Below are 23,264 nucleotides of genomic sequence, written 5' to 3'. Positions count from 1 at the left end.
ATGGATTTCCAACAAAATCGTGAAAATTTCTTAAATAAATTAGCCGAGCGTATGGGCAGACCACGTCAAAACGTGCCAGAGCCAATGCCGGCATTAGAAAACAACCATGCTATTAGCCGTTTAACCGATCGCAGCCAAGAACAATTAGTGAAAGAGTTTATTGACTTTGCTCGTGTAATGGTAGTGGATGTGGTTGAAGCGAAAGAAGAGAATTTAGCTCAAGCGATCATCGATATTTGTGAAAAATATGGCGGGGGTAACATTGTGGTAAATAATGATCAACGCTTAGTGGATTTAGGTATTACCCCTGCATTACAGCGCAAATATAGCGAGTGCCATTTGTGGGATTTTGAACAAGGTGATACTAATATCCAGAAATCGCAAGCAGCAAATATTGGTGTGGTGTATGGAGAATATGGTTTAACCGAATCTGGCGGTATTGTTTTGTTCTCAAACAAAAATAACGGTCGCTCAGTTAGTTTACTGCCGGAGAGCTCTGTTGTTGTACTACGTAAAAGCAACGTCTTGCCAAGGGTGGCACAGCTGGCAAAAATTCTCCACGACAAAGCTCAAAATGGTGAACGTATGCCATCTTGTGTGAATATCATTTCTGGTCCGTCTGCAACAGCGGATATTGAATTGATCAAAGTTGTTGGAGTGCACGGGCCAGTGCATAAGATCTATTTATTAATTGATGATCTATAAATAGGCTAATATTTATTTGAAGAAAAGCTATCCTGAGTTTAAGCTCAAGGTAGCTTTTTTATTATGCAAAGATATTTCGTTGTTTTGAGATGAATTGATGTTTACAATGGGGTGTAATTAGCGCAGCTATAAGGCTAGGTTAAAATATACACTGATACAAGCGCGCTAAAATAGCCAAAAATTTACAAATTTGATTTCTAAACCAATATGAACCAACAGACTATTCTTACTGCTGCCCACTGGGGGGCAATTAATGTGACTGTCGAAAATGGTGTCGCAGTCTCCTCTGAATCAGCTATTGCTAGCGAAATTCCTAATCCCTTAACAACAGTTGTGCCCGATCAAATTTATAGTGATGCTCGAGTCCGTTATCCCATGGTACGCAAAAACTATTTAGCAGGTAATACTGATACCAGTCTGCGCGGGCGTGATGAATGGGTCAGAATTTCTTGGGATGATGCTCTTGATTTAGTTCATCGCAAATTGATGGAAAATCGCCAACAGTATGGCGATAGTGCTATTTTTGCCGGATCTTATGGCTGGTATAGCTGTGGTTCACTGCATGCATCTCGAACCCTGTTACAGCGCTATATGAATTTAACTGGTGGTTTTACTGGCACAACGGGTGATTATTCTACGGGGGCAGTGCAAGTTATCATGCCACACGTATTAGGTGGGATAGAGGTTTATGAACCTCAAACTTCATGGCAGCAGGTATTGGAGCATACTGAGATTTTGGTGTTGTGGGGGGCTAATCCCCTGACGACTTTGCAAATTTCATGGACAGCAGCAGAACCACAGGGCAGGGATTATCTAAGCAAACTTAAAAACAGTGGTAAACGAGTGATTTGTCTCGATCCTATTCGTAACGAAACGGCTAAGCTACTTAATGCGGAATGGATTCCCCTCCACACCGCAACTGACGTACCTCTTATGCTAGGTATTGCCTATTCTCTCATTCAGTATGATCTGCATGATCGTGATTTTCTGACTAAATATACAGTGGGCTTTGAAAAATTTAAAGATTACCTACTTGGCAAAGAAGATGGAATCGCTAAAAGTGCTGAATGGGCAAGCCATATTTGTGGTGTACCCGCGCAGACTATAGAACAACTGGCTCGTGATTTTAGCGCACACCGTACCATGATTATCGGTAGTTGGGGGATTCAGCGCCAGCGTCACGGTGAACAAGCACACTGGGCGCTTGCTGCACTGTGTGCAATGCTTGGGCAGATTGGGCAAGATGGGGGCGGTTTTGTTTTTAATTATCGTTTAATGTCTGGTGGATTATCAGGCTTGCAAGCGGTACGTTTAGGGGCAATTTCTGCAAAAGTAGGGGAAAGCCTTGGTCAAAAAGAGGGGCAAAGTGCGTGGTTGGTTCAGTCAAGCCAAATTAATTTCCCTGTAGCCCGTATCGCGGATGCTTTGCTTAACCCCCATAAAACGATTGATTTTAATGGACGCAAAATCACGTATCCTGAGTTGAAAGTGGTTTATTGGGCAGGCGGGAATCCCTTTGCTCATCATCAAGATACGAATCTGTTAGTCAAAGCATGGGACAAGCCAGATACCATTATTGTTAATGAAATTAACTGGACACCTACAGCGAGAATGGCGGATATAGTACTACCTGTTACCACTAGTTATGAGCGTAATGATTTAACTATGATTGGGGACTATGCTACCAAGCATATTGTGCCTATGAAACAGGTGGTTGAGCCACAATTTGAGGCGAAAAGTGACTATTGGATTTTCCAGCAGCTAGCAAAACGCGCAGGCGTGGAAAGCGAATTTACCGAAAACAAAAATGAAATGCAGTGGCTGGCACAGTTTTATGAAACTGCTCGGCAAAATGCTGAAAAAGCTGGTATTAGCATGCCAGCATTTGAACAGTTTTGGACTGATAACAAATTGGTGAGCTTTGAGAATCAGGCTGAGACCCAAACTTTCCAGCGTTTTCGTCAGTTTAGAAGCGATCCCATGAAAAATCCACTCAAAACACCAAGTGGCAAGATTGAAATTTTCTCAGAAACCGTTGCTGCAATGAACTATGATGATTGTCTAGGGCATCCAACTTGGTTTGAACCAGAAGAGTATAAAGGCAATACGAATGCAGATTATCCGTTGGCGTTGGTGACTCCGCATTTACCATACCGCCTACATAGCCAATTGGCCGCAACTTCATTACGTCATCAATACGCGGTAAATGATCGCGAACCAGTGCTCATTCATCCAGAGGATGCTGCACAGCGGGGCATTAAAAGTGGTGATATAGTGCGGCTTTTTAATCCACGTGGGCAGATTTTATGTGGGGCAGTTGTCAGTGATAATATCATTAAAGGTACTGTTGCAGTACATGAAGGTGCGTGGTTTGACCCACAAGATCTCAATACTGCACAGGTGCTTTGCAAAAATGGCAATCCGAATGTGCTCACCAGAGATGAAGGCACTTCTAAATTGGCACAAGGCAATTCATCGAATACCACGATTTTGCAACTTGAAAAATACCAAGCTGAAGCCCCGGAAATTCGGGTACTTAAAGCACCTCACTTCATTGAACGTGGTTAAAACGTAGAATTTGCGTAAATGGACGAGGGCAAACTTTAGTTTGCCCTCGCTTTTACATGTTATGTGTCGAGACAGAGTAGATTATGCTGGTATATCCTTTTCAGCATGTGGATTTTGGGTAATAAACATGGCATCACCATAACTGAAGAAGCGATATTGTGCTTTTACTGCATGGGCATAAGCATTCATGCAATTTTTATAGCCAGCAAAGGCAGATACCAACATAATTAAGGTAGATTCTGGCAAATGGAAATTGGTCACCAAGGCGTCCACAATGCGGAATTTTTTACCTGGATGGATAAAAATGGCTGTATCGGAATAAAATGGTGCGATTAATTTCCCTTCTTTTTCTGCAGCTTGAGCGGCGCTTTCAATTGAGCGTACCGAAGTCGTGCCCACACAGATCACACGTTTACCTGCAGCTTTGGTTTTTAAAATAAGATCAACCACTTCTTGCGAAACTTCTGCATATTCTGAATGCATTTTATGGTCAGCTAATTTTTCTACTCTTACTGGCTGAAATGTTCCTGCACCAACATGTAGGGTAACAAATGCGGTATTCACGCCTTTCTCGCGTAATTTTTCCAGCATAGCATTATCAAAATGTAGTCCGGCTGTTGGTGCGGCTACAGCTCCTAATACTTTGCTATAAACGGTTTGATAACGCTCTTGGTCGGTGTCTTCATCTGGACGATCGATATAAGGCGGTAGAGGCATATGCCCTGCCTGTTGTAATAAGTCGAAGAGAGGCGCATTTGCGCTAAAATGTAATTCGAATAAAGCATCGTGACGAGCTGTCATGACAGCATGTAAACCATTGCCTTCCCCTAATTTGTCTTCACCTAAAATAATTTCGCTGCCTTCCTTAGGCGCTTTTGAAGCACGAATATGTGCTAAACAACGATGCTCATCTAGCACACGTTCTACTAGAACTTCTAATTTTCCACCACTGGCTTTTTTGCCATATAAACGAGCAGGGATGACACGAGTATTGTTAAAAATAAGTAGATCGCCTTGTTGAATATGTTGGAGAAGATCGGCAAATTGCTGATCTTGATATTCTCCCGTTTCGCCATTTAAATAGAGCAAGCGACTAGCCGTGCGCTCTTGGGTTGGATAACGGGCAATCAAATTGTCAGGGAGATCAAAATGAAAATCTGAGACAAGCACAATAAGTTCCTTTGTAAAAAAATAGAGAAAAAACACCGCTTGTTATAGCAGGGATAGCTAGGACTGTTGCTAATTAATTTGAATTATCAGCAGCTCCTAAAAGTTGTTCAATCGCTTGAGTAAGTTTGTGGCGATCATGGCGGTAATAGACATCGTCTGAGCTGAGTGGTTGGCGTAGCACTTGGATAGTATCGGGCAAACTTGATTGCTCTTCGAGTGTGGTGATAACAGCATTCAAACGTCCTTGCCCGATGCACTGTTCAAGCCATTTGATGCGATCGTTAAGTGATAGCTGACCCGCAATGCCATGTTCTCTACCAATATTATCAATAAAGATAATTTTAGCATTACTAGCGCTTAATATTTCTGCTAATTCTTTAATCAGCAGGCTAGGCATTACACTGGTCAGAAAGCTGCCAGGGCCGAGTAATACCAGCTCAGCATTTTTAAGGGTATTCAGTGCCTCAGGGGTTGCAGGCACATTAGGGGACAGCCGAAGTTGTTGTGGCAATTGTTTGAGCTGATCGATCTCCACTTCGCCGAGAATTTGCTCCCCATTGGCAAGTATAGCTAGGAGATCAACGGGTTCTTCAGACATTGGCAGTAATCCTACACGGACATAAAGCAAATTACGCACTAGCTCAATAGCTTGCGTTGGACGAATTTGCATATCCTCCAGCGCTTTTAAGATCAAGTTGCCAAGATTATGCCCAGCCAATTCGCCATTACCACTAAAACGATACTCAAATAGCGCAGAGGCGACAGTAGGCTTAATCGTAATTTGAGTTAAACAATTACGTAAATCTCCCCAAGCAATGCCACCATGTTGGCTACGGATTCTACCGGTTGATCCTCCGTTATCGCTAGTAGCCACAATGCCAGTCAGGCGCTCTTTTAAAAAAGATAAAGAAGAGAGAACGCGACCTAAACCGTGTCCACCACCGATAGCAACGACGCTATTCAAGCGGTTTAGCTGCGGATAATTCATAAACCTTCACTCTCTTTAGGTGTTGGGAGCGCATTAAGTACAGCCTTAACCAAAGTGGCAAGCGGGATCGCAAAAAAGACACCCCAAAATCCCCATAACCCGCCAAAAATGAGAACTGCAACGATGATCGTTAAAGGGTGTAAATTTACCGCTTCAGAAAAGAGTAGTGGTACAAGTAAATTACCATCAAGCAGCTGGCTGATGATATATGCAAGTAAAACATAGTAGAAGTCAGGCGATAAGCCGAATTGAAACAACGCTACTAAGGCAACAGGAATGGTTACCAGCACTGCGCCAATGTAGGGGATTAGCACAGATAATCCAACGGCAACAGAGAGCAGAAGTGGGTAACGAAGATCAAAAAAGAGAAAAATGATGTAAGTGATGCCACCGACAATGAGAATTTCAAGAAATTTACCACGGATATAATTCGCAATCTGCTGTTGCATTTCATTCCATACTTTGCCAGCTAGATGGCGATTGCGTGGTAGAAATTTAATAGTTGAGCGGATAAATAAGGTCTTATCTTTGAGCAGAAAGAACACCATCAGCGGCACTAAAAAGGCATAAATGCCAATAGCGACTAAATTGACAATAGAGTTCCAAGAGAAAGCCAATAAAGAGTTACCAAATTCAAGAATACGGCTATGTAATGAAGATAGCAAACTATCTAAAGTTGCATAGTCGATTAACTCTGGATAATGTTCAGGTAATTCAGATAACCAGACGTTCAGTAATGTGAACATCGATGGCAAATCTTTTAAAAACGTTACAGCTTGATTCCAAAGGCTAGGCAACAGCACAACAAAGAGAAAAATAGACAGCGAGATGAAACCGCCTAATACTAGAGTAAGGCTTAATACCCGAGGTAGTTTAAGGTTGGTACTTAAAAAGCGGATTGGCCATTCTAATAGATAGGCAAGAACAATGGCGACTAACAGAGGCATTAGTAAGCCGCTAAAAAAATAGATAATGCCAAAACCGATAAACAGGATGGTTAGCAGCGCAACAGTTTGTGGGTCATCAAATTTCTGCCGATACCAATTTTGGAACATTTCTAACATATCATATCCTCATTTTCTCTTTCTACTAAATGCCAAAATCCCCCAGAGGGGGATTTATTATTTCTGGCTACACACGGCAATAAAACCGAGTTTTTTTTCAGGGCTATTAAACGTTCTAAACATTTTTTTGAAGGTCTCGCGATTCTGGGTTTTCAGCGCGTTACGAATAATTTTTATTGCCCCCATAACGCCTTCATCATAAATTAACCCTTTAGGTGAGAGAAGGGTCATTTCGCCTGAGAAGGTATCAACATTACGAAAACCGCATTCAGCAAAAGTCGATTTCCAACCTTCTTTACTGAGTGGTGTAACGGTAATATTAATCGCATCGCGCAATTCGGTAATAACCGCCTCGGCATCTTCTGTATTGAGCATCACATCATGAGTGAGTAAGAATCCATTCGGTTTGAGTACCCGCAAATATTCGCGAATCGCTTTCTTTTTTGCTTCCAGCGGTAGCATAGTAAGCATGGCTTCATTGATCACAATATCAAAACTATTATCTTCGAATGGTAGTTTGGTTGCATTGGCACGCTGCACTTGTACTAATTCGTCTAGCTGATTTTCTTTGATATTTTGGCGTGCCTTTTCTAATGCTTCCTCATCAAGATCGACCCCGACTACTTGGCAACCAAATTGCTTTGCGACCTCAATAGCGGTTGTACCCATATTACAAGCAACTTCTAATACTTTTTTATCTTGGCGAAAATCGCCATTAGCGAGTAACCAATCGGTTGCGAGTTTACCACCTGGGCGTAACCGTGTTTTACCAAGACGAGCTAAAAAATGGTGACCAACTTCTTCTTTTTTCATATAGAACCCCATTTTGTAAAAATTCCATTCAAACTAACCGCTTGTTATGCGTATAGTTACGCAGGATTATACTGTTTTTTATATACAAAATCATAGCTTTTGCTAAAATGTTGCTGATTTTTTAACAGAGCATTTAAGGATAATTATGGCAAAACAAATACAAGCAAATAGTTATGCCCACGGGCGAGGTGAAATTAAAGAAAGTGCAGTAAAAGCCTTGGTAACGGATCGCTTATTTCATAGCCGAGTAGAACGCAAACGTAAAGGAAAGGGCAGTTACCAACGTAATGCAAAACATCGTAAAGCAGAAGGGCAAAATGAAACCCCATTTAAAAATGCACAAATTGCGTATTTTTAAATGGGGTTTTAGTTATCCTTGCAGGGTTAGACGGGGTTAGGCGGCTCGTACCCCTAATGAATGGCACAATGCATAAGAAAGATCTGCTCGGTTTAAAGTATAGAAGTGGAAATCTTTAACCCCTTCTTTTGCCAACACTTTAACCATCTCCATAGCAATATTAGCACCCACAATTTGCGCTGTGCTTTTATCCTCTTCACGAATGCCTTGATAAGCATGGTGTAACCAAGCTGGGATTTTCACATTGGTGATTTTTGCCATTTTTTCTAATTGTTTATAGTTCAGGATTGGCAGAATACCTGGCACAATCTCGACATCAATTCCCGTTGTTACACAGCGATCACGGAAGCGCAGGTAGCTTTCAATATCAAAGAAAAACTGAGTAATTGCACGGTTTGCTCCCGCATCCACTTTCTGCTTTAAGTAAATTAAATCTGATTGTGCAGATTTAGCTTCAGGGTGTACTTCAGGATAAGCTGCTACAGAAATATCAAAATCAGCAACTTCTTTTAGTAATTTGACTAAATCAGAAGCATAAAAAGGCGCTTTGTTATAACCAGCGGGCAAATCGCCACGTAAAGCCACAATGCTACGAATTCCATTTTCCCAATAATCTTTTGCAATTTGGCGTAATTCATCTGGCGTGGCATCAATACCAGTTAAATGGGGAGCAGAAATAATGCCCGTATCTTGCTGAATCTTTTTCACAAGTGATGCCGTGCGATCACGTTCTCCTGAGTTTGCGCCATAAGTCACAGAAATAAACTTTGGTTTTAGAGTTGCTAAGCGTTGAATTGAATCCCAAAACAGGCTTTCCATTTTTTCCGTTTTAGGGGGGAAGAATTCAAACGAGACATTTACTTTGCCATTTAATTCAGCAAGATTTTGATTGAGTAAATCAGTTGTGCGGGCATAGCTCATAAGCTTTTCCTTTTTGTTATATATGATGTTTAGTTTGCATACTGTGTCTGCATTTAGACGTTTAGACGGCTAGAATTCTATTCGGATAGCAACATAATGTCAATTTGATCATTTTCATTATGTCAATGAAAAGAATTCATCAGCTCAAGCGCCCCAATTTTGCATTTTTTTAGCAAAATTTAGCCGCTTGCTTAATAGATATCGCGTAGTAAACGTCCTTCAGCAACTAAATGTGCCACAATATTATTAAAATCATCAATATAAGGTTGATGACCAATGCGTTCTGCAATTTCAAGTAGGCTTTCATCAATCGCTTTGCTCATCTTTTTACTGCCGCATACGTAAAAATAGGCACCTTGCTGGATTAATTGCCAAATCAACTCTGCCTGTTGCTTGAGAAGATCTTGAACATAAACTTTTTCTGCTTGGTCGCGAGAAAAGGCGGTGAAAAGTTTCGTTAAAGTTCCGTTGTGCAGATATTGTTCAAGCTCATTTTGGTAGAGAAAATCATGTAAGCGGTGGCGCTCACCAAAAAAGAGATAATGCGAAGAAGCGCGTTGCTCGCGTTGTAGGGCTTGTAAAAAACCGATATAGGGGGCAATACCGGTGCCTGCGCCAATCATGACGATTGGTATCTGCTTATTTGTTAGATGAAAAGTCGGGTTTGATTTTGCAAAAATTGGTAAAAAATCGCCCGCTTGGCATTGAGCAATATAGTGGCTTGCCGTGCCGTAGTAGTGACGCTCACCGAGTTGATAGCTTACCTCACGGACGCATAGATCAACATATTCGGGATGTGTTTGCCCACAAGAGCTGATGGAATATGCACGAGCAGTAAGATTAGGTAACAGAGCATGTAAATCTTGTAGGCTCACGCGATGTTCTGGGTCGAAATCGCGTAGGAGATCGAGCAGATCGTGTCCATAAAGATAGTCTTCAAGCGCTTTTTTATTGGCGATTTTTGTTAGCGCTTTAAGCTCAGTGCTATCGCAAATTTTTGCGACATCACGCAGAATATTTTTATTCAATAAGCGTAGCTCTTTTTGCTGTAATACCTCTTTTGCTGAAGAGTCATTAAACCAATGGCAGAATTCGGCAAGGAGTGAGTCCGCGTTCGGTGCTTGAAGATAAATGAGATCGCCGGCTTGGTAGAAGATACCACTCTCTTTTAATGATAAGCGCAGATGAAATACTGCGGGAGTTGATTGTGCCAGCTGTTGAATGTCTAAAACTTGTGCCGCATAGGTTTGGTTAGCAGCATACACTTTCACTGAGAGGGAATGGGAAAGAGGTGGTGTAATTGGATTCGCTAATGCTTGAATTAAAAGGTTTAGCCATTGTTGGAAAATCGCTTGGTAGTTTAAATCTGCATCTACACGTTCAATAATGGCTGTCGCGTGTTTACATTGTAAAAGATGATCTAGATGTTTGCTGTAGCCACAAAATTTGTCATAGCTGGTATCCCCTAAGCCAAAAATCGCATAGGAAATATGACAAGCGGGGAGATTTTCTAGGTGATTTGCAAATTGATCCGCATTAGCTGGTGCTTCGCCATCGCCAAAAGAGCTGGTTACGATAAGGAGTAAGGTGTGAGGGGGGAGTTGCTCTAAATGTGTGTTATTCAGGCTGGCAATAGAGTGTGGATGAGCGGCTAAACAAGGTTGTTGTTGTAGTTGCTGAGCAAGTTGTTCCGCACGACCTGATTCTGAGCCGTAAGCAATGTGGATATGAGAAAAGAACGGCATAGCAATTCCTTATTTCTAGAATAAATACTGAAAAAGGGCGAATTATTCGCCCTTGTTACTAAGTTCTTGTTTAATTTAACCGTGGAAATCATCAAAAATTTCTTTTGAAAATTCAACAGCATCAAAGTTTTGCATTAGATCGTTAATTACGCGACGTACACTGATATAACCTGTGATCTGTCCTGCTTCATCAAACATAGGCTGAACGGTAGTATCAACGACATACACCACCCCACCTTTACCGCAGTTAGGCACGATACCTGTCCAAATTTTGCCAGCTTGGATTGTATCCCACATCTCTTTATACACTTCTTTTGGTACCGCAGGATGGCGTACGATGTTGTGTGGTTGCCCGATTAACTCTTCACGCGAGAAGCCAGTTAATTTACAGAAAAGATCATTTGCATAGGTGATCACGCCTTGTAAGTCTGTAGTGGAAATCACCAAAGTATCTTGTACGGCTTTCAGGATAGTTTCGTTAGACGGCACGATTTGTTGTGTCATGTTAAAGTCTCCATAGAGTAATGAATGGGTAATACCCGACTAAAATACTAGGAATAAGATAACGCATAATGAGGTATTTTTCTCAAGCTTTTTGTATGAAATCTGATTTAGATCAAATGGCACGGATTTTATTATTGGGTATGTGTGTACAAAAGCTCACCGATACCAAAATCAGATTGATTCTTGTCAAAAAGGAAAACGTTTAAACAGCCAACAAGCCTTGGATTTGTTACAATGCAGATGTTTTTTTTATTATGTAAATAAATTGTCAAATGTATTTCACTCGTGTTGCAAAAAATTCATCAAAATTAACCGCTATACGCATTTTTTTAGAGGAAAATGGATTACGGTTAGATGAGTGTATAGCACAATTTGTTGTCGTCTTAGATGAACATGAGCGTATTCTGGCTTGTGGCGGTATTTCCGGTAATATTATTAAATGCATTGCGATAAAACCTGATATGCGGGGTTCGGGCATTGTGCTACAGCTTGCTACTGAGCTGGTTAATTTGGCTTATGAACTTGGTCAGCACGAACTTTTTATCTATACCAAACCTGAATATGAAAAGCTGTTTCAGCATTGCGGCTTTTATCTGATAGCGGAAGCGAAACCGAATGTAGTTTTATTGGAAAATAGCCGAACTCGGTTAGCAAAGCAGCGTGACCGTTGGGCACAAATGCGAGTTGCCGGTGAGAAAATCGGCGCAATTGTGATGAATGCCAACCCATTTACTTTAGGGCATCGCTACTTAGTTGAACAAGCGCTGTCACAATGCGAGCATCTACATCTTTTTGTAGTGGGAGAAGATGCCTCCCAATTTTCCTACCATGATCGTTTCCAACTTATCCAACAAGGCTTAGCCGACCTTTCTCATCTTACTATTCATCCTGGTTCAAATTACATTATTTCTCGAGCAACCTTCCCTGATTATTTTCTTAAAGATCGGGGGTTAGCGGACTCACTCCATTTGGAGTTTGATCTCAAGCTATTTCGTCAGCAAATTGCCCCAAGTTTGGGTATTACGCATCGTTTTGTTGGGACAGAACCACATTGTGCTGTAACACGAGAATACAATCGCCAAATGCACTATTGGCTAACAGAAGCAGACATGAGCGCAGATAAAATTACCGTAGTAGAAATTGAACGTAAAAGTTGTGATGGCGAGCCTATTTCGGCAAGTCGGGTTCGTGCATTGTTGTCACAGCACGATTGGCAAGCAATAGAGAAGCTTGTACCAGCCTCTACCTTCGCATTTTTAAAACAAATTGAAACAAAATAAGGAAATCGTTATGCAAATTACGAAAGCAGCCCTCGCGGGGACGCTGGAATCAAGTGATGCTCTGATTCGAGTTGCACCTGCACAAGGTTTAGATATTGAAATTAACAGTTCGGTTGGTAAGCAGTTTGGTGATCAAATTGAGGCAACAGTAAAGTCAGTGCTAGCACAACTCAATGTTACTCATGCACAGGTGATTGTAGAAGATAAAGGTGCACTAGATTGTGTGTTACAGGCGCGTTTAAAAGCAGCATTGCAACGTGCCACCGATGAACCGATCAACTGGGAGAAAATGCTATGAGCCAAAAGATCAAATTACGCCGCAGCATGTTGTTTGTACCGGGCTCTAATGCCGCAATGCTGAGTAATTCTTTTATTTATAAACCTGATTCAATCATGTTTGACTTAGAAGATGCCGTGGCTTTAAAAGAAAAAGACAGTGCGCGCTTATTAGTGGCACACGCGTTACGTCACCCGCTCTATCAAGAAATGGAAACCGTAGTGCGAGTGAATCCATTAGACAGTGAATTTGGTTTAGCCGATTTAAACGCGGTAGTACGCGCAGGTGTCGATGTGGTACGCATGCCGAAAACAGAAACAGCCCAAGATGTGCTTGATATGGATCACGCGATTAGCGAGATTGAAAAAAATTGTGGACGAGAAATAGGTTCAACCAAAATGTTAGCGGCAATTGAATCTCCGCTGGGGATTACCCAAGCGAATCAAATTGCATTTGCTTCAAAACGTTTAATTGGTATCGCCTTGGGGGCAGAAGATTATGTTCGTAATTTGAAGACAGAACGCTCACCGGAAGGCATTGAATTACTTTTCGCACGTTGTTCTATTTTACAAGCGGCGCGTGCAGCGGGTATTCAAGCTTTCGACACAGTTTATTCCGATGCAAATAATGAAGATGGTTTTTTAAAAGAAGCAGCGCTGATTAAGCAACTGGGCTTTGATGGCAAATCCCTCGTCAATCCTCGTCAAATTGAATTATTGCACAACTTATTTGCACCAACGCAAAAAGATGTTGATCACGCTCGGAAAGTCATTGAAGCTGCGAATGAAGCAGAGCAACAGGGCTTAGGGGTTGTATCGCTAAATGGCAAGATGATCGATGCACCGATTATTGAACGAGCAAGATTAGTCTTAGAGCGTGCCAAATCAGGCATTCGGGAGGAATAATATGCGTACTAGAGAAGAACGTTTAGCAAAATTAAGCACAAATTTGACCGCTTACCAAGCTGCGCCAAAAGCGGAATCATTACAACGAACAGCAAAAGATCGCAAAGTATGTGACAGTCTGGAAGAGGCGATTCGTCGTTCAGGGTTACAAAATGGTATGACGATTTCATTCCATCATGCTTTTCGTGGTGGGGATTTTATCGTCAATATGGTTATGGCAAAAATTGCCGAAATGGGCTTTAAAAATTTAACATTGGCTTCGAGTTCCTTAATTGATAGCCATTTTCCACTTATTGAACATATCAAGCATGGCGTAGTGCGTAAAATTTACTCTTCGGGTTTACGTGGCAAGCTGGCTGATGCCATTTCATGTGGGGATATTCAATTAGCAGAACCGGTGAACATTCATTCACATGGTGGTCGTGCGCATTTAGTTAGAACGGGAGAGATTAAAATTGATGTCGCCTTTTTAGGCGTACCGTGTTGCGATAAATTTGGTAATGCTAATGGTTTTAGCGGTGAAAGCAAATGCGGTTCATTGGGATATGCCAAAGTCGATGCGGAATATGCCGATAAAGTAGTGTTATTAACCGAGCAATTTGCCCCTTATCCACATCATCCTGCCAGCATTGCACAAGATCAGGTGGATTTCATTGTGAAAGTGGATGCTGTAGGCGACCCGAAAAAAATTGGTGGTGGTGCAACCCGTATGACGACCAATCCCCGCGAATTACTGATTGCGCGCAAAGCGGCGGAGGTGATCTTTGCTTCAGGCTATTTCAAGGATGGATTCTCAATGCAAACAGGCTCCGGTGGAGCAGCATTAGCGGTTACACGTTTTCTTGAAGATAAAATGCGCCGTCAAAATATCACGGCAGATTTTGCCCTAGGAGGGATCACTTCTTCAATGGTTAAACTACATGAAGCGGGTTTAATCAAAAAACTCATTGATGTGCAAAGTTTTGATAAAGATGCCGCAGAATCATTGGCGCGTAATCCGAACCACATTGAAGTTTCAGCAAATCAATATGCAAACTTTAGTTCTAAAGGGGCGAGTGTTGAACGGCTCGATGTGGTGATTTTAAGTGCCTTAGAGATTGACCGCCATTTCAATGTCAATGTACTAACGGGCTCTGATGGTGTGATTCGAGGGGCTTCAGGAGGGCATAGCGATACCGCTGCATCTGCACAGGTTGCCATAATTGTTGCGCCTCTTGTCCGTGGGCGAATTCCTACGGTGGTAGAAGAGGTGATCACCTGTGTTACGCCTGGGGAAAATATCGATATTTTAGTGACCGATCATGGCATAGCAGTTAATCCAACGCGCGTTGATCTCATTGAGAATTTAACGCAAGCGGGGATTGAGCTTTTTAGCATTGAGCAATTGATGGAGAAAGCTTACGCCCTAACGGGTAAACCGAAGCCGATCGAGTTTACTGAGCGTCCTGTGGCGGTAGTTCGCTATCGTGATGGTTCAGTGATTGATACTGTGTATCAGGTAAAAAGCTAGATTGTCGGGCGCACAGTGTGCGTCCATTAAAGTACGCGTTTTGAATATTTAAACATACTATAAAGGCGAACGTATATCGTTCGCCTAATATGAAAAGCCAATGTTATCGCTTACATTTTCTACTACCGGCCGTCCCATTGATTTAGACGAACTACTAATGGCACGAGAAACACGTTTCGCCATTCAACAAGCGCTGCTGAGTAAATATCGGCAGAGTGTGCTTTCTGTGACTCTGACTGCAGTGGGGGCGCTGAAGAAAAATGCCTTATTGGATTTTGTCTTTGCAAAATGTTTAGCGAAATTAACCGCTTGTTTTAATCGTTTGGGCATTACCCCGACAGAACAACTTATCCGTGAATTAGAAACAGGGCACGAAGCATTGTTTGCCTTACCGATTGACGCCGAATTATTAAAACAAGCGATGATTGCTTTAGAGGATGAGAGTCCTCTAGCGCGTTTATGGGATCTCGATGTAATTAGCCCTACAGGCGAGTTACTCAGTCGGACAAAAATGGGATTGGCAAACCGCCCTTGTTTAGTTTGCCAAGGTGTAGCCAAAATTTGTGCCAGAGAAAGACGGCACAGTACAACGGAAATTATTGCAGAAATGCAGCAACGGGCAATGGCTGAGAATTTTGCAGACCAGATTAGTGAGCGAGTGCAGCAAGCGTTATTACATGAAGTGCAACTTACCCCTAAGCCCGGCTTGGTGGATAGCGCAAATAATGGCGCACACCATGATATGGATTTTACCACCTTTATGGCGAGTTGTGAGGCTTTAGCGCCATTTTGGTCTGCCTTTGTGCATAAAGGGATTGCGACAGTAAATCAGCCTGTTTCGCAAATTTTAGCGCAAATTCGACCGCTTGGGTTACAAGCTGAGCAAGCAATGTTACAGGCTACAAATGGTGTAAATACCCATAAAGGCGCAATTTTTGCTTTTGGCTTAGTTTGCACGGCGTTAGGGCGTTTATTTGCTTCACAACATTTTCAGATTGAACATAGCGTGGAACAAGTGTGCGAAATAGTCGCACAAATCTGTTATGGCGTGACGGCGGAGTTGCAAAATTATCCTGAGAATGCACCGCTTACTCATGGGGTAAAACTTTTCCAACAATATGGTTTAACTGGGGCAAGGGGAGAAGCAGAGGCCGGATTTCCACAGGTGAGAAACACATTACAAATGCTTGGGGAAAAGCCTAATTGGCATATCGCCTTATTATATTTGATGCAAAGTAATCCTGACACCAATGTGGTGCATCGAGGAGGAATGGCAGGGTTAGCGTTTATACAGCAGCAAGCGGCACAGCTATTGAATGGCTTACAGCATTTGCATAACCAAGCTGACTTTATTAAGCAACTTAATGCGTTTGACCATCAGTGTATTCAACGTAACCTGAGCCCAGGTGGCAGCGCAGATCTGCTTGCATTAACCATTTTCTTTCATTTTTTATTAACTTTATGAGGTAACAACTATGGCTTTATCTAAAAATGCCAAACTTGCAATTATGGCGGCGATTCCGATTGTTGTCTTTTTGCTCCCTGCGCCAGAGGGTTTATCCTTAATTGCGTGGCGTTTATTTGGGATCTATCTTGCCACCATTTTAGGGCTCATCTTAAAGCCTTATGGTGAGCCAGTTATTTTGCTCACTGCGGTAGCACTTTCTATGGCAACTATTGGTAATACCAGTGGAGCTGGGGAATTTGTTAAAGCTGGACAGGCGCTAAGTGGCTATCAATCACCTACTACTTGGCTAATTTTCACGGCTTTTACCATGAGCTCGGCATTTGTGATCACAGGATTAGGTAAGCGAATTGCCTATCATTTAATTGGAATGTTTGGTCATACAACATTACGTTTAGGTTATGTGACCATGTTTTTAGATCTACTTTTATCGCCGGCAACGCCATCGAACACTGCGCGAGCAGGGGGGATTGTCTTCCCGATCATTAACAGCGTGGCTGTAACACTTGGCTCTGATCCTGAGAAAAGTCCGAAAAAGGCAGGGCGCTATCTGTTAATGAATGTTTATATGGTGGTAAAAACAACGAGCTATATTTTCTTAACGGCAATGGCTCCGAATGCACTAGCACTTTCTATTATGGCGCCAATTTTAGGTTTTGAACTTGACTGGGTAAAATGGTTTTTAGCAGCCAGTGTACCAGGGCTACTGTGCTTATTCTTAATTCCATTGGTTTGTTATTTTGTTGCGCCACCAGAATTAAAAGAGGTGGATAATAAAACCATTGCTCAAGAAGGTTTAGCGGGATTAGGCCCAATGAGCTTACGTGAAAAATTCTTGTCTGTACTCTTCTTTGGCGCACTGTTTGCTTGGATCTTTGCAAAAGAATTAGGTGTGAGTGCAACGACTGTTGCATTAATCACCATGGTGTTATGTGTGTTCTTAAATATTGTCAGCTGGGATGATGTCCGTAAAAATAAGGCTGGTTGGGATACCTTAATCTGGTATGGCGGCATTATTGGGATGTCTTCTATCTTAGATAAAGCAGGTTTCTTTAAATGGCTTGCAGATACCATGCAAGCAAGCATCAATTTTGGTGACCATGGCATTATTGCTTTACTTGTGATTTTAACCTTAAGTGTGGCGGTTCGTTATTTATTTGCTTCCGGTGGTGCTTATGTTGCGGCAATGGTACCAGTATTTGCAACAGTAGGTAAAGTTGCTGGTGCACCAGTAGAACTACTGACGATAGGGCTGTTATTTGCTAACTCCTATGGTGGTTCTGTCACTCACTATGGTGGTGGCCCAGGTCCAATCACTTTTGGTGCGGGGTATAATGATATTAAATCGTGGTGGATCGCAGGAGCAATTATTGCATTTGGTAGCTTAATTATTCACTGTACAGTGGGTATTGCATGGTGGGAATTACTGCTTGGCATGGGCTGGTTGTAAATTATATTTCAAATAGAAAAGCAGGGTGCAGATTAAAGCACCCTGCTTTTTTTATGGCAATCGCAATAAATTGTTTTTAAAAATGCTTATTTGTTATCTTTGTGTTAAAAATATGTTGCAAATTATTGTTTATTGGATTATAAATAGACAAATTTCCGAAAGGAGGATGCTATGCAATATGTGAAACAACCTTTATCTGGCGAAGCGATTAAGTTGAACATAGATGGTTCTTTAAATGTGCCAACTCATCCGATTATTCCTTTTATTGAGGGGGATGGTATAGGGGTTGATGTGACCCCCGCAATGCAAACGGTCATTAATGCCGCAGTGGAAAAAGCATACGGTAGTAGTCGCAAAATTGAATGGCTGGAAATTTATGCGGGTGAAAAAGCCAATCAAAAATATGGTGAAGGTACATGGTTACCAGCAGAAACCCTGGAGCTCATTCAAAAATATCACGTTGCGATTAAAGGTCCGCTAATGACACCGGTAGGCGGAGGTATCCGTTCATTAAATGTGGCAATGCGTCAAGGCTTGGATTTATATAACTGCCTACGTCCGATTCGTTATTATGAAGGTACGCCAAGTCCAGTAAAACAACCGGAATTGGTTGATATGGTCATTTTTCGTGAGAATTCTGAAGATATTTATGCTGGCATAGAGTGGCAGGCAGGGTCTGCTGAAGCGCAGAAGATCATTACGTTTTTACAGCAGGAAATGGGTGTCACCAAAATCCGCTTTAGTCAAGAATGTGGGATCGGGATTAAACCTGTTTCTAAGCAAGGCACGCAACGCTTAGTACGGGCTGCATTGCAATATGTGATCGATAATGATCGTGACTCTTTAACTTTGGTACACAAAGGCAACATTATGAAATTTACCGAAGGCGCATTTAAAGAGTGGGGCTACCAAGTTGCAAAAGAATTTGGTGCGGAGCCGTTAGAAGGAGGCAGTTGGCATCGTCTAATTCACCCAAGAACAGGCAAACAAATTATTATCAAAGATTGTATTGCTGATGCGTTTTTGCAAGAGGCGTTATTACATCCTGCTGATTATGATGTTATCGCTACACTTAATCTCAATGGCGACTATATTTCCGACGCGCTGGCGGCACAAGTAGGTGGAATTGGTATTTCACCAGGCGCAAATATCGGCGCAGAGGCTGCAATTTTTGAGGCGACCCATGGTACTGCACCTAAAATTGCAGGGCACAATAAGGCCAACCCCGGTTCTCTTATTTTAAGCGGTGAAATGATGTTACGCCACCTAGGATGGGTAGAAGCCGCTGATCTGGTGGTGAATGCGGTGTCAAAAACAATTGCAGCGAAAACAGTGACATTTGATTTTGCTGAAACATTAGCTAACGCAACACTTCGTTCAACTTCTGAATTTGCCGCAGATATTGTGGCAAATATGTAAGGTTTTGCAAATTATGGGAGGAAAAAGACCGCTTGTTAATCTGAATTTAACCTGCGGTTTTTTTGCTTTTTAGCGAATATTATTTGTTAATTATTGATTGGGGGAGTAAGTATGTCATTTTTAAAAGATTACCACTTACAAGTTGCAGAACGGGCTAAGCAAGGCATTGTGCCGCTACCACTAAATGCTGAGCAGGTTGCCCAACTGGTTGAATTATTAAAAGCACCACCGCTAGGGGAAGAAGCAATTTTAATCGAGCTATTGGAAAATCGCATTCCTGCAGGTGTGGATGAAGCCGCTTATGTTAAAGCCTCTTTTTTGGCATCCATTGCGAAAGGCGAAGTCCTTTCACCACTGATTAGTCCACAACGTGCGGTAGAGCTGCTTGGCACAATGCAAGGTGGCTACAATATTGAGCCTTTAATTCAGGCTTTGGATAATCCTGAACTTGCTCCCATCGCTGTGCATGCCCTCTCTTTTACCCTTTTGATGTTCGATAATTTCCACGATGTGGTGGAAAAAGCTCGCAATGGCAATTCATATGCGCAACAAGTTTTACAATCTTGGGCAGATGCCGAATGGTTTTTATCACGGCCAAAATTGGCAGAAAAAATCACTTTAACGGTATTTAAAGTCAGCGGAGAAACCAATACTGATGATCTCTCACCTGCTCAAGATGCGTGGTCTCGTCCAGATATTCCTCTGCATGCCCTTGCTATGCTGAAAAATCCGCGTGAGGGGATTGAGCCGGATGAAGCCGGTGCAATTGGGCCGATGAAACAGATTGCGCGTTTAAAAGAGAAAGGCTTTCCATTGGTTTATGTAGGCGATGTGGTAGGAACGGGCTCTTCACGCAAATCGGCAACCAACTCTGTGTTATGGCTGATGGGGGAGGATATTCCTTATATTCCTAACAAACGCGCTAGTGGCGTGGTGTTAGGTGGCAAAATTGCGCCGATTTTCTTTAATACGATGGAAGATGCGGGTTCACTCCCTATTGAGGTGGATGTTTCTAAACTCAATATGGGCGATATTATCGATCTTTATCCTTATGAAGGCAAAATCTGTGCGCATACAAGCGGTCAGGTTTTAGCAGAATTTTGCTTAAAAACGGAAGTGTTGTTAGATGAAGTGCGAGCGGGAGGACGTATTCCACTTATTATCGGACGCGGTTTAACTCATAAAGCTCGTGTTGAATTAGGGCTGCCTGAAAGCGAAGTGTTCGTGAAGCCACAAACTGCAGGAGAGAATACCCGGGGTTATACGCTTGCTCAAAAAATGGTAGGGCGCGCTTGTGGTGTAGAGGGGATTCGTGCAGGGCAGTACTGTGAGCCGAGAATGACTAGTGTGGGTTCGCAAGATACTACTGGCCCGATGACCCGTGACGAATTGAAAGATTTAGCGTGCTTAGGCTTTTCCGCAGATCTTGTTATGCAATCCTTTTGCCATACAGCAGCCTATCCAAAACCCGTTGATGTAGTGACACATCACACCTTACCTGATTTTATTATGAATCGTGGTGGGGTTTCACTTCGCCCAGGGGATGGTGTTATCCATTCGTGGCTGAATCGCATGTTGTTACCTGATACGGTAGGCACAGGCGGTGACTCTCATACGCGTTTTCCCATCGGGATTTCATTCCCTGCCGGTTCTGGCCTAGTGGCTTTCGCCGCGGCAACCGGTGTGATGCCGTTGGATATGCCGGAGTCAGTATTGGTTCGCTTTAAAGGTGAGATGCAACCAGGGATTACGCTGCGTGATCTTGTACATGCGATTCCTTACTATGCCATCCAACAAGGTTTGCTGACGGTAGAAAAAGCCGGCAAGAAAAATATTTTTTCAGGGCGTATCCTTGAAATTGAAGGTTTGGAACATTTGAAAGTGGAACAAGCTTTTGAGCTTTCTGATGCTTCGGCAGAACGCTCTGCAGCGGCTTGCACCATTAAATTGGATAAGGCGCCGATTATTGAGTATCTCAATTCCAATATTGTTTTGCTGAAATGGATGATTGCCGAAGGTTATGGCGATGTGAGAACACTGATGCGCCGTATTCAGGCAATGGAAGCGTGGCTTGCCAATCCTCAATTGCTGGAAGCGGATGCAGATGCCGAGTATGCGGCGGTGATCGACATTGATTTGAATGAAATTAAACAACCGATAGTTTGTGCACCGAACGATCCTGATGATGCCCGCTTACTCTCAGACGTACAAGGTAATAAAGTTGATGAGGTATTTATCGGCTCTTGTATGACCAATATCGGTCATTTCCGTGCAGCGGGTAAATTATTGAGCCAGCACCAAGGTGCGATCCCAACGCGCTTATGGGTTGTACCACCGACAAAAATGGATGCAAGCCTGCTTTCAGATGAGGGCTATTACAGCATTTTTGGTAAGAGTGGTGCGAGAATCGAAGTACCGGGATGCTCACTCTGCATGGGGAATCAAGCCCGTGTTGCGGATGGTGCAACAGTCATTTCTACCTCTACCCGTAATTTCCCAAACCGTATGGGTAAAGATGCCTTTGTGTATCTTGCTTCTGCTGAGCTTTCGGCTGTGTGTGCATTGCTTGGTCGCATACCAACACCGGAGGAATATTTGGATTATGTGCAGCGTTTAGATAATGATAAAGAAGATACTTATCGTTATATGAATTTTGACCAAATTAATCGCTACACCCAAAAAGCAGGAAATGTGATTTTCCAAACAGCGGCGTAATGTGGCAAAAAATTGCCGAAATGCCACCGCTTGTCGGGCGTAAATAGCCCGACATCTACTTTCAAAACAAAATATCAATAAGGAGTAATCCTATGCCAAAACTACATCCTACTTTAAAAGCTGAACTGCATATTAATGATGGACGTGTGATTGAACTGCCAGTTTATGAAAGTAACTTGGGCTATCATGCGATAGGTGTTGATATGCTGCAAAAAAATCAATTGTTTACTTACGATCAAGGTTTAACCTCTACGGCATTATGTGAATCCAGCATTACCTATATTGATGGTGAGCAAGGCATTTTATTGCATCGAGGCTATCCGATTGATGAGTTAGCCACGAAAAAGAATTATCTTGAAGTGGCTTATTTATTATTGAATGGAGAATTGCCGAATGCAGCAGAATTTGCGGCGTTTAAAAAAGAAATTGCTTCGCACTATATGGTTAATGAGCAATTTACCAAAATGTTCCAAGGCTTCCGCCGAGATTCGCATCCGATGGCGATGCTGTGTGGCGCGGCGAGTACTTTAGCGGCATTTTATAACGATTTGGTCGATACCAGTTGTGATAAATCCCGTGAGCTAACAGCCATTCGCTTGTTGGCAAAAATGCCGACCTTAGCCGCGATATGCTACAAATATAGCGTAGGTCGTCCGTTTATGTATCCGCAAAATCACCTATCTTATGCAGGCAATTTTTTATATATGATGTTTGCCACCCCGTGTGAACCTTATGTAGTCAATCCGGTATTAGAACGGGCAATGGACAGAATTTTCACCTTGCATGCCGACCATGAACAGAATGCTTCTACTTCCTCAGTGCGCAGTGTGGCATCTTCAGGACCAAATCCGTTTGCTTGTATTGCTGCCGGTATTGCATCACTTTGGGGAGCGGCGCACGGTGGCGCGAATGAAGCGTGCATCAAAATGCTACAAGAAATTGGCACGGTAGATCGCATTCCAGAATTTATTGCTCGTGCGAAAGATAAAAATGATCCTTTCCGTTTAATGGGATTTGGGCATCGAGTGTATAAAAATTACGATCCGCGTGCGAAGGTGATGCGAGAAACATGCCATGAGGTGTTGAAAGAATTAGGGGTAAATACCCCGTTGCTAGAAGTGGCAATGGAATTAGAGCGCATTGCGTTAAGTGATCTTTATTTTATTGAGCGCAAGCTCTATCCAAATGTCGATTTCTATTCTGGCATAATTTTACAAGCTATCGGTATTCCGACATCTATGTTTACGGTGATTTTTGCTTTAGCAAGAACGGTCGGCTGGATTGCCAATTGGCGTGAAATGTATGAAGAGAGCCTGAAGATTGTTCGCCCAAGACAGATTTACACAGGACATAAAGAACGACATATTGAGTAATATTTTGCAAAAAAATGGGCAAAAACAGCCGCTT

General features: G+C 42.4%; 19 protein-coding genes. 12 read left to right on the top strand and 7 right to left on the bottom strand.

Annotated elements, in window-relative coordinates:
- Together EDC51_RS02520 and EDC51_RS02515 are read left to right on the top strand one after the other, a co-directional pair.
- On the top strand, positions 1 to 705 hold the full coding sequence (locus EDC51_RS02520) for a LutC/YkgG family protein (RefSeq protein ID WP_015432717.1): 705 nt from the start codon (positions 1 to 3) through the stop codon (positions 703 to 705).
- Positions 706 to 912: 207 nt separating this feature from the next.
- Positions 913 to 3,273: a molybdopterin guanine dinucleotide-containing S/N-oxide reductase gene (locus EDC51_RS02515; RefSeq protein WP_131928087.1), complete on the top strand. Its 2,361-nt coding sequence runs from the start codon at positions 913 to 915 to the stop codon at positions 3,271 to 3,273.
- An 81-nt stretch (positions 3,274 to 3,354) separates the two neighbouring features.
- Here the strand turns inward: EDC51_RS02515 and queA are convergent, their stop codons facing one another.
- From queA to EDC51_RS02495, 4 genes are all read right to left on the bottom strand, one after another.
- Positions 3,355 to 4,443, bottom strand: a complete 1,089-nt coding sequence (gene queA / locus EDC51_RS02510) for a tRNA preQ1(34) S-adenosylmethionine ribosyltransferase-isomerase QueA (protein WP_131928086.1) — start codon at positions 4,441 to 4,443, stop codon at positions 3,355 to 3,357.
- A gap of 73 nt (positions 4,444 to 4,516) precedes the next feature.
- On the bottom strand, positions 4,517 to 5,431 hold the full coding sequence (locus EDC51_RS02505) for a gluconeogenesis factor YvcK family protein (protein WP_131928085.1): 915 nt from the start codon (positions 5,429 to 5,431) through the stop codon (positions 4,517 to 4,519).
- Positions 5,428 to 6,495 carry an AI-2E family transporter gene (locus EDC51_RS02500; RefSeq protein WP_015432713.1) on the bottom strand — a complete coding sequence of 356 codons (1,068 nt, stop codon included), beginning with the start codon at positions 6,493 to 6,495 and terminating at the stop codon, positions 5,428 to 5,430. The genes EDC51_RS02505 and EDC51_RS02500 overlap by 4 nt, the downstream gene beginning before the upstream one ends.
- A gap of 57 nt (positions 6,496 to 6,552) precedes the next feature.
- Entirely contained in the window at positions 6,553 to 7,308 is a 756-nt protein-coding gene (locus tag EDC51_RS02495; RefSeq protein WP_131928084.1) for a class I SAM-dependent methyltransferase, read from the bottom strand.
- 145 nt (positions 7,309 to 7,453) lie between these two features.
- Between EDC51_RS02495 and EDC51_RS02490 the strand changes: the two genes are divergently transcribed.
- Positions 7,454 to 7,666 carry an alternative ribosome-rescue factor A gene (locus EDC51_RS02490; RefSeq protein ID WP_025289455.1) on the top strand — a complete coding sequence of 71 codons (213 nt, stop codon included), beginning with the start codon at positions 7,454 to 7,456 and terminating at the stop codon, positions 7,664 to 7,666.
- A 36-nt stretch (positions 7,667 to 7,702) separates the two neighbouring features.
- Here EDC51_RS02490 and metF read toward each other — a convergent pair whose 3' ends face one another.
- The 3 genes from metF to EDC51_RS02475 all read right to left on the bottom strand — a co-directional run bounded on the left by metF (position 7,703) and on the right by EDC51_RS02475 (position 10,836).
- On the bottom strand, positions 7,703 to 8,587 hold the full coding sequence (gene metF, locus EDC51_RS02485; RefSeq protein WP_064319005.1) for a methylenetetrahydrofolate reductase: 885 nt from the start codon (positions 8,585 to 8,587) through the stop codon (positions 7,703 to 7,705).
- Positions 8,588 to 8,778: 191 nt separating this feature from the next.
- Positions 8,779 to 10,332, bottom strand: coding sequence for a diflavin oxidoreductase (locus EDC51_RS02480; protein ID WP_131928083.1), 1,554 nt, complete (start codon positions 10,330 to 10,332; stop codon positions 8,779 to 8,781).
- A gap of 75 nt (positions 10,333 to 10,407) precedes the next feature.
- The gene (locus tag EDC51_RS02475; RefSeq protein WP_015432708.1) at positions 10,408 to 10,836 is read right to left on the bottom strand and encodes a PAS domain-containing protein; all 429 of its coding nucleotides are present in this window, start codon (positions 10,834 to 10,836) and stop codon (positions 10,408 to 10,410) included.
- Between the two features lie 272 nt (positions 10,837 to 11,108).
- Between EDC51_RS02475 and citC the strand changes: the two genes are divergently transcribed.
- The 9 genes from citC (at position 11,109) to EDC51_RS02430 (ending at position 23,230) form a co-directional block, all read left to right on the top strand.
- Positions 11,109 to 12,116 (top strand): [citrate (pro-3S)-lyase] ligase, encoded by a 1,008-nt coding sequence (citC, locus tag EDC51_RS02470; RefSeq protein ID WP_131928082.1) that lies wholly within the window; start codon positions 11,109 to 11,111, stop codon positions 12,114 to 12,116.
- 10 nt (positions 12,117 to 12,126) lie between these two features.
- Positions 12,127 to 12,414 (top strand): citrate lyase acyl carrier protein, encoded by a 288-nt coding sequence (gene citD, locus EDC51_RS02465; RefSeq protein ID WP_015432705.1) that lies wholly within the window; start codon positions 12,127 to 12,129, stop codon positions 12,412 to 12,414.
- Between the two features lie 8 nt (positions 12,415 to 12,422).
- Positions 12,423 to 13,298, top strand: a complete 876-nt coding sequence (citE, locus tag EDC51_RS02460; protein ID WP_025289451.1) for a citrate (pro-3S)-lyase subunit beta — start codon at positions 12,423 to 12,425, stop codon at positions 13,296 to 13,298.
- Position 13,299: 1 nt separating this feature from the next.
- Positions 13,300 to 14,808, top strand: a complete 1,509-nt coding sequence (citF, locus tag EDC51_RS02455; protein WP_015432703.1) for a citrate lyase subunit alpha — start codon at positions 13,300 to 13,302, stop codon at positions 14,806 to 14,808.
- Between the two features lie 100 nt (positions 14,809 to 14,908).
- The gene (gene citG, locus EDC51_RS02450; RefSeq protein ID WP_131928081.1) at positions 14,909 to 16,273 is read left to right on the top strand and encodes a triphosphoribosyl-dephospho-CoA synthase CitG; all 1,365 of its coding nucleotides are present in this window, start codon (positions 14,909 to 14,911) and stop codon (positions 16,271 to 16,273) included.
- Positions 16,274 to 16,283: 10 nt separating this feature from the next.
- Entirely contained in the window at positions 16,284 to 17,723 is a 1,440-nt protein-coding gene (locus tag EDC51_RS02445; RefSeq protein WP_015432701.1) for an anion permease, read from the top strand.
- Between the two features lie 171 nt (positions 17,724 to 17,894).
- Positions 17,895 to 19,142, top strand: a complete 1,248-nt coding sequence (gene icd, locus EDC51_RS02440) for an NADP-dependent isocitrate dehydrogenase (protein WP_131928080.1) — start codon at positions 17,895 to 17,897, stop codon at positions 19,140 to 19,142.
- Between the two features lie 111 nt (positions 19,143 to 19,253).
- Positions 19,254 to 21,857 (top strand): bifunctional aconitate hydratase 2/2-methylisocitrate dehydratase, encoded by a 2,604-nt coding sequence (gene acnB, locus EDC51_RS02435; RefSeq protein WP_131928079.1) that lies wholly within the window; start codon positions 19,254 to 19,256, stop codon positions 21,855 to 21,857.
- A 92-nt stretch (positions 21,858 to 21,949) separates the two neighbouring features.
- Complete coding sequence (locus tag EDC51_RS02430; protein ID WP_131928078.1) at positions 21,950 to 23,230, top strand: citrate synthase; 1,281 nt, start codon at positions 21,950 to 21,952, stop codon at positions 23,228 to 23,230.
- Positions 23,231 to 23,264: the final 34 nt, after the last annotated feature.

It is taken from the genome of Bibersteinia trehalosi (assembly GCF_004346205.1).
In the GTDB taxonomy this organism is placed as follows: Bacteria; Pseudomonadota; Gammaproteobacteria; order Enterobacterales; family Pasteurellaceae; genus Bibersteinia; species Bibersteinia trehalosi.
The sequence above is the reverse complement of the archived record's forward strand: the minus strand, read 5'-3'. Positions and strand labels throughout refer to the sequence as shown.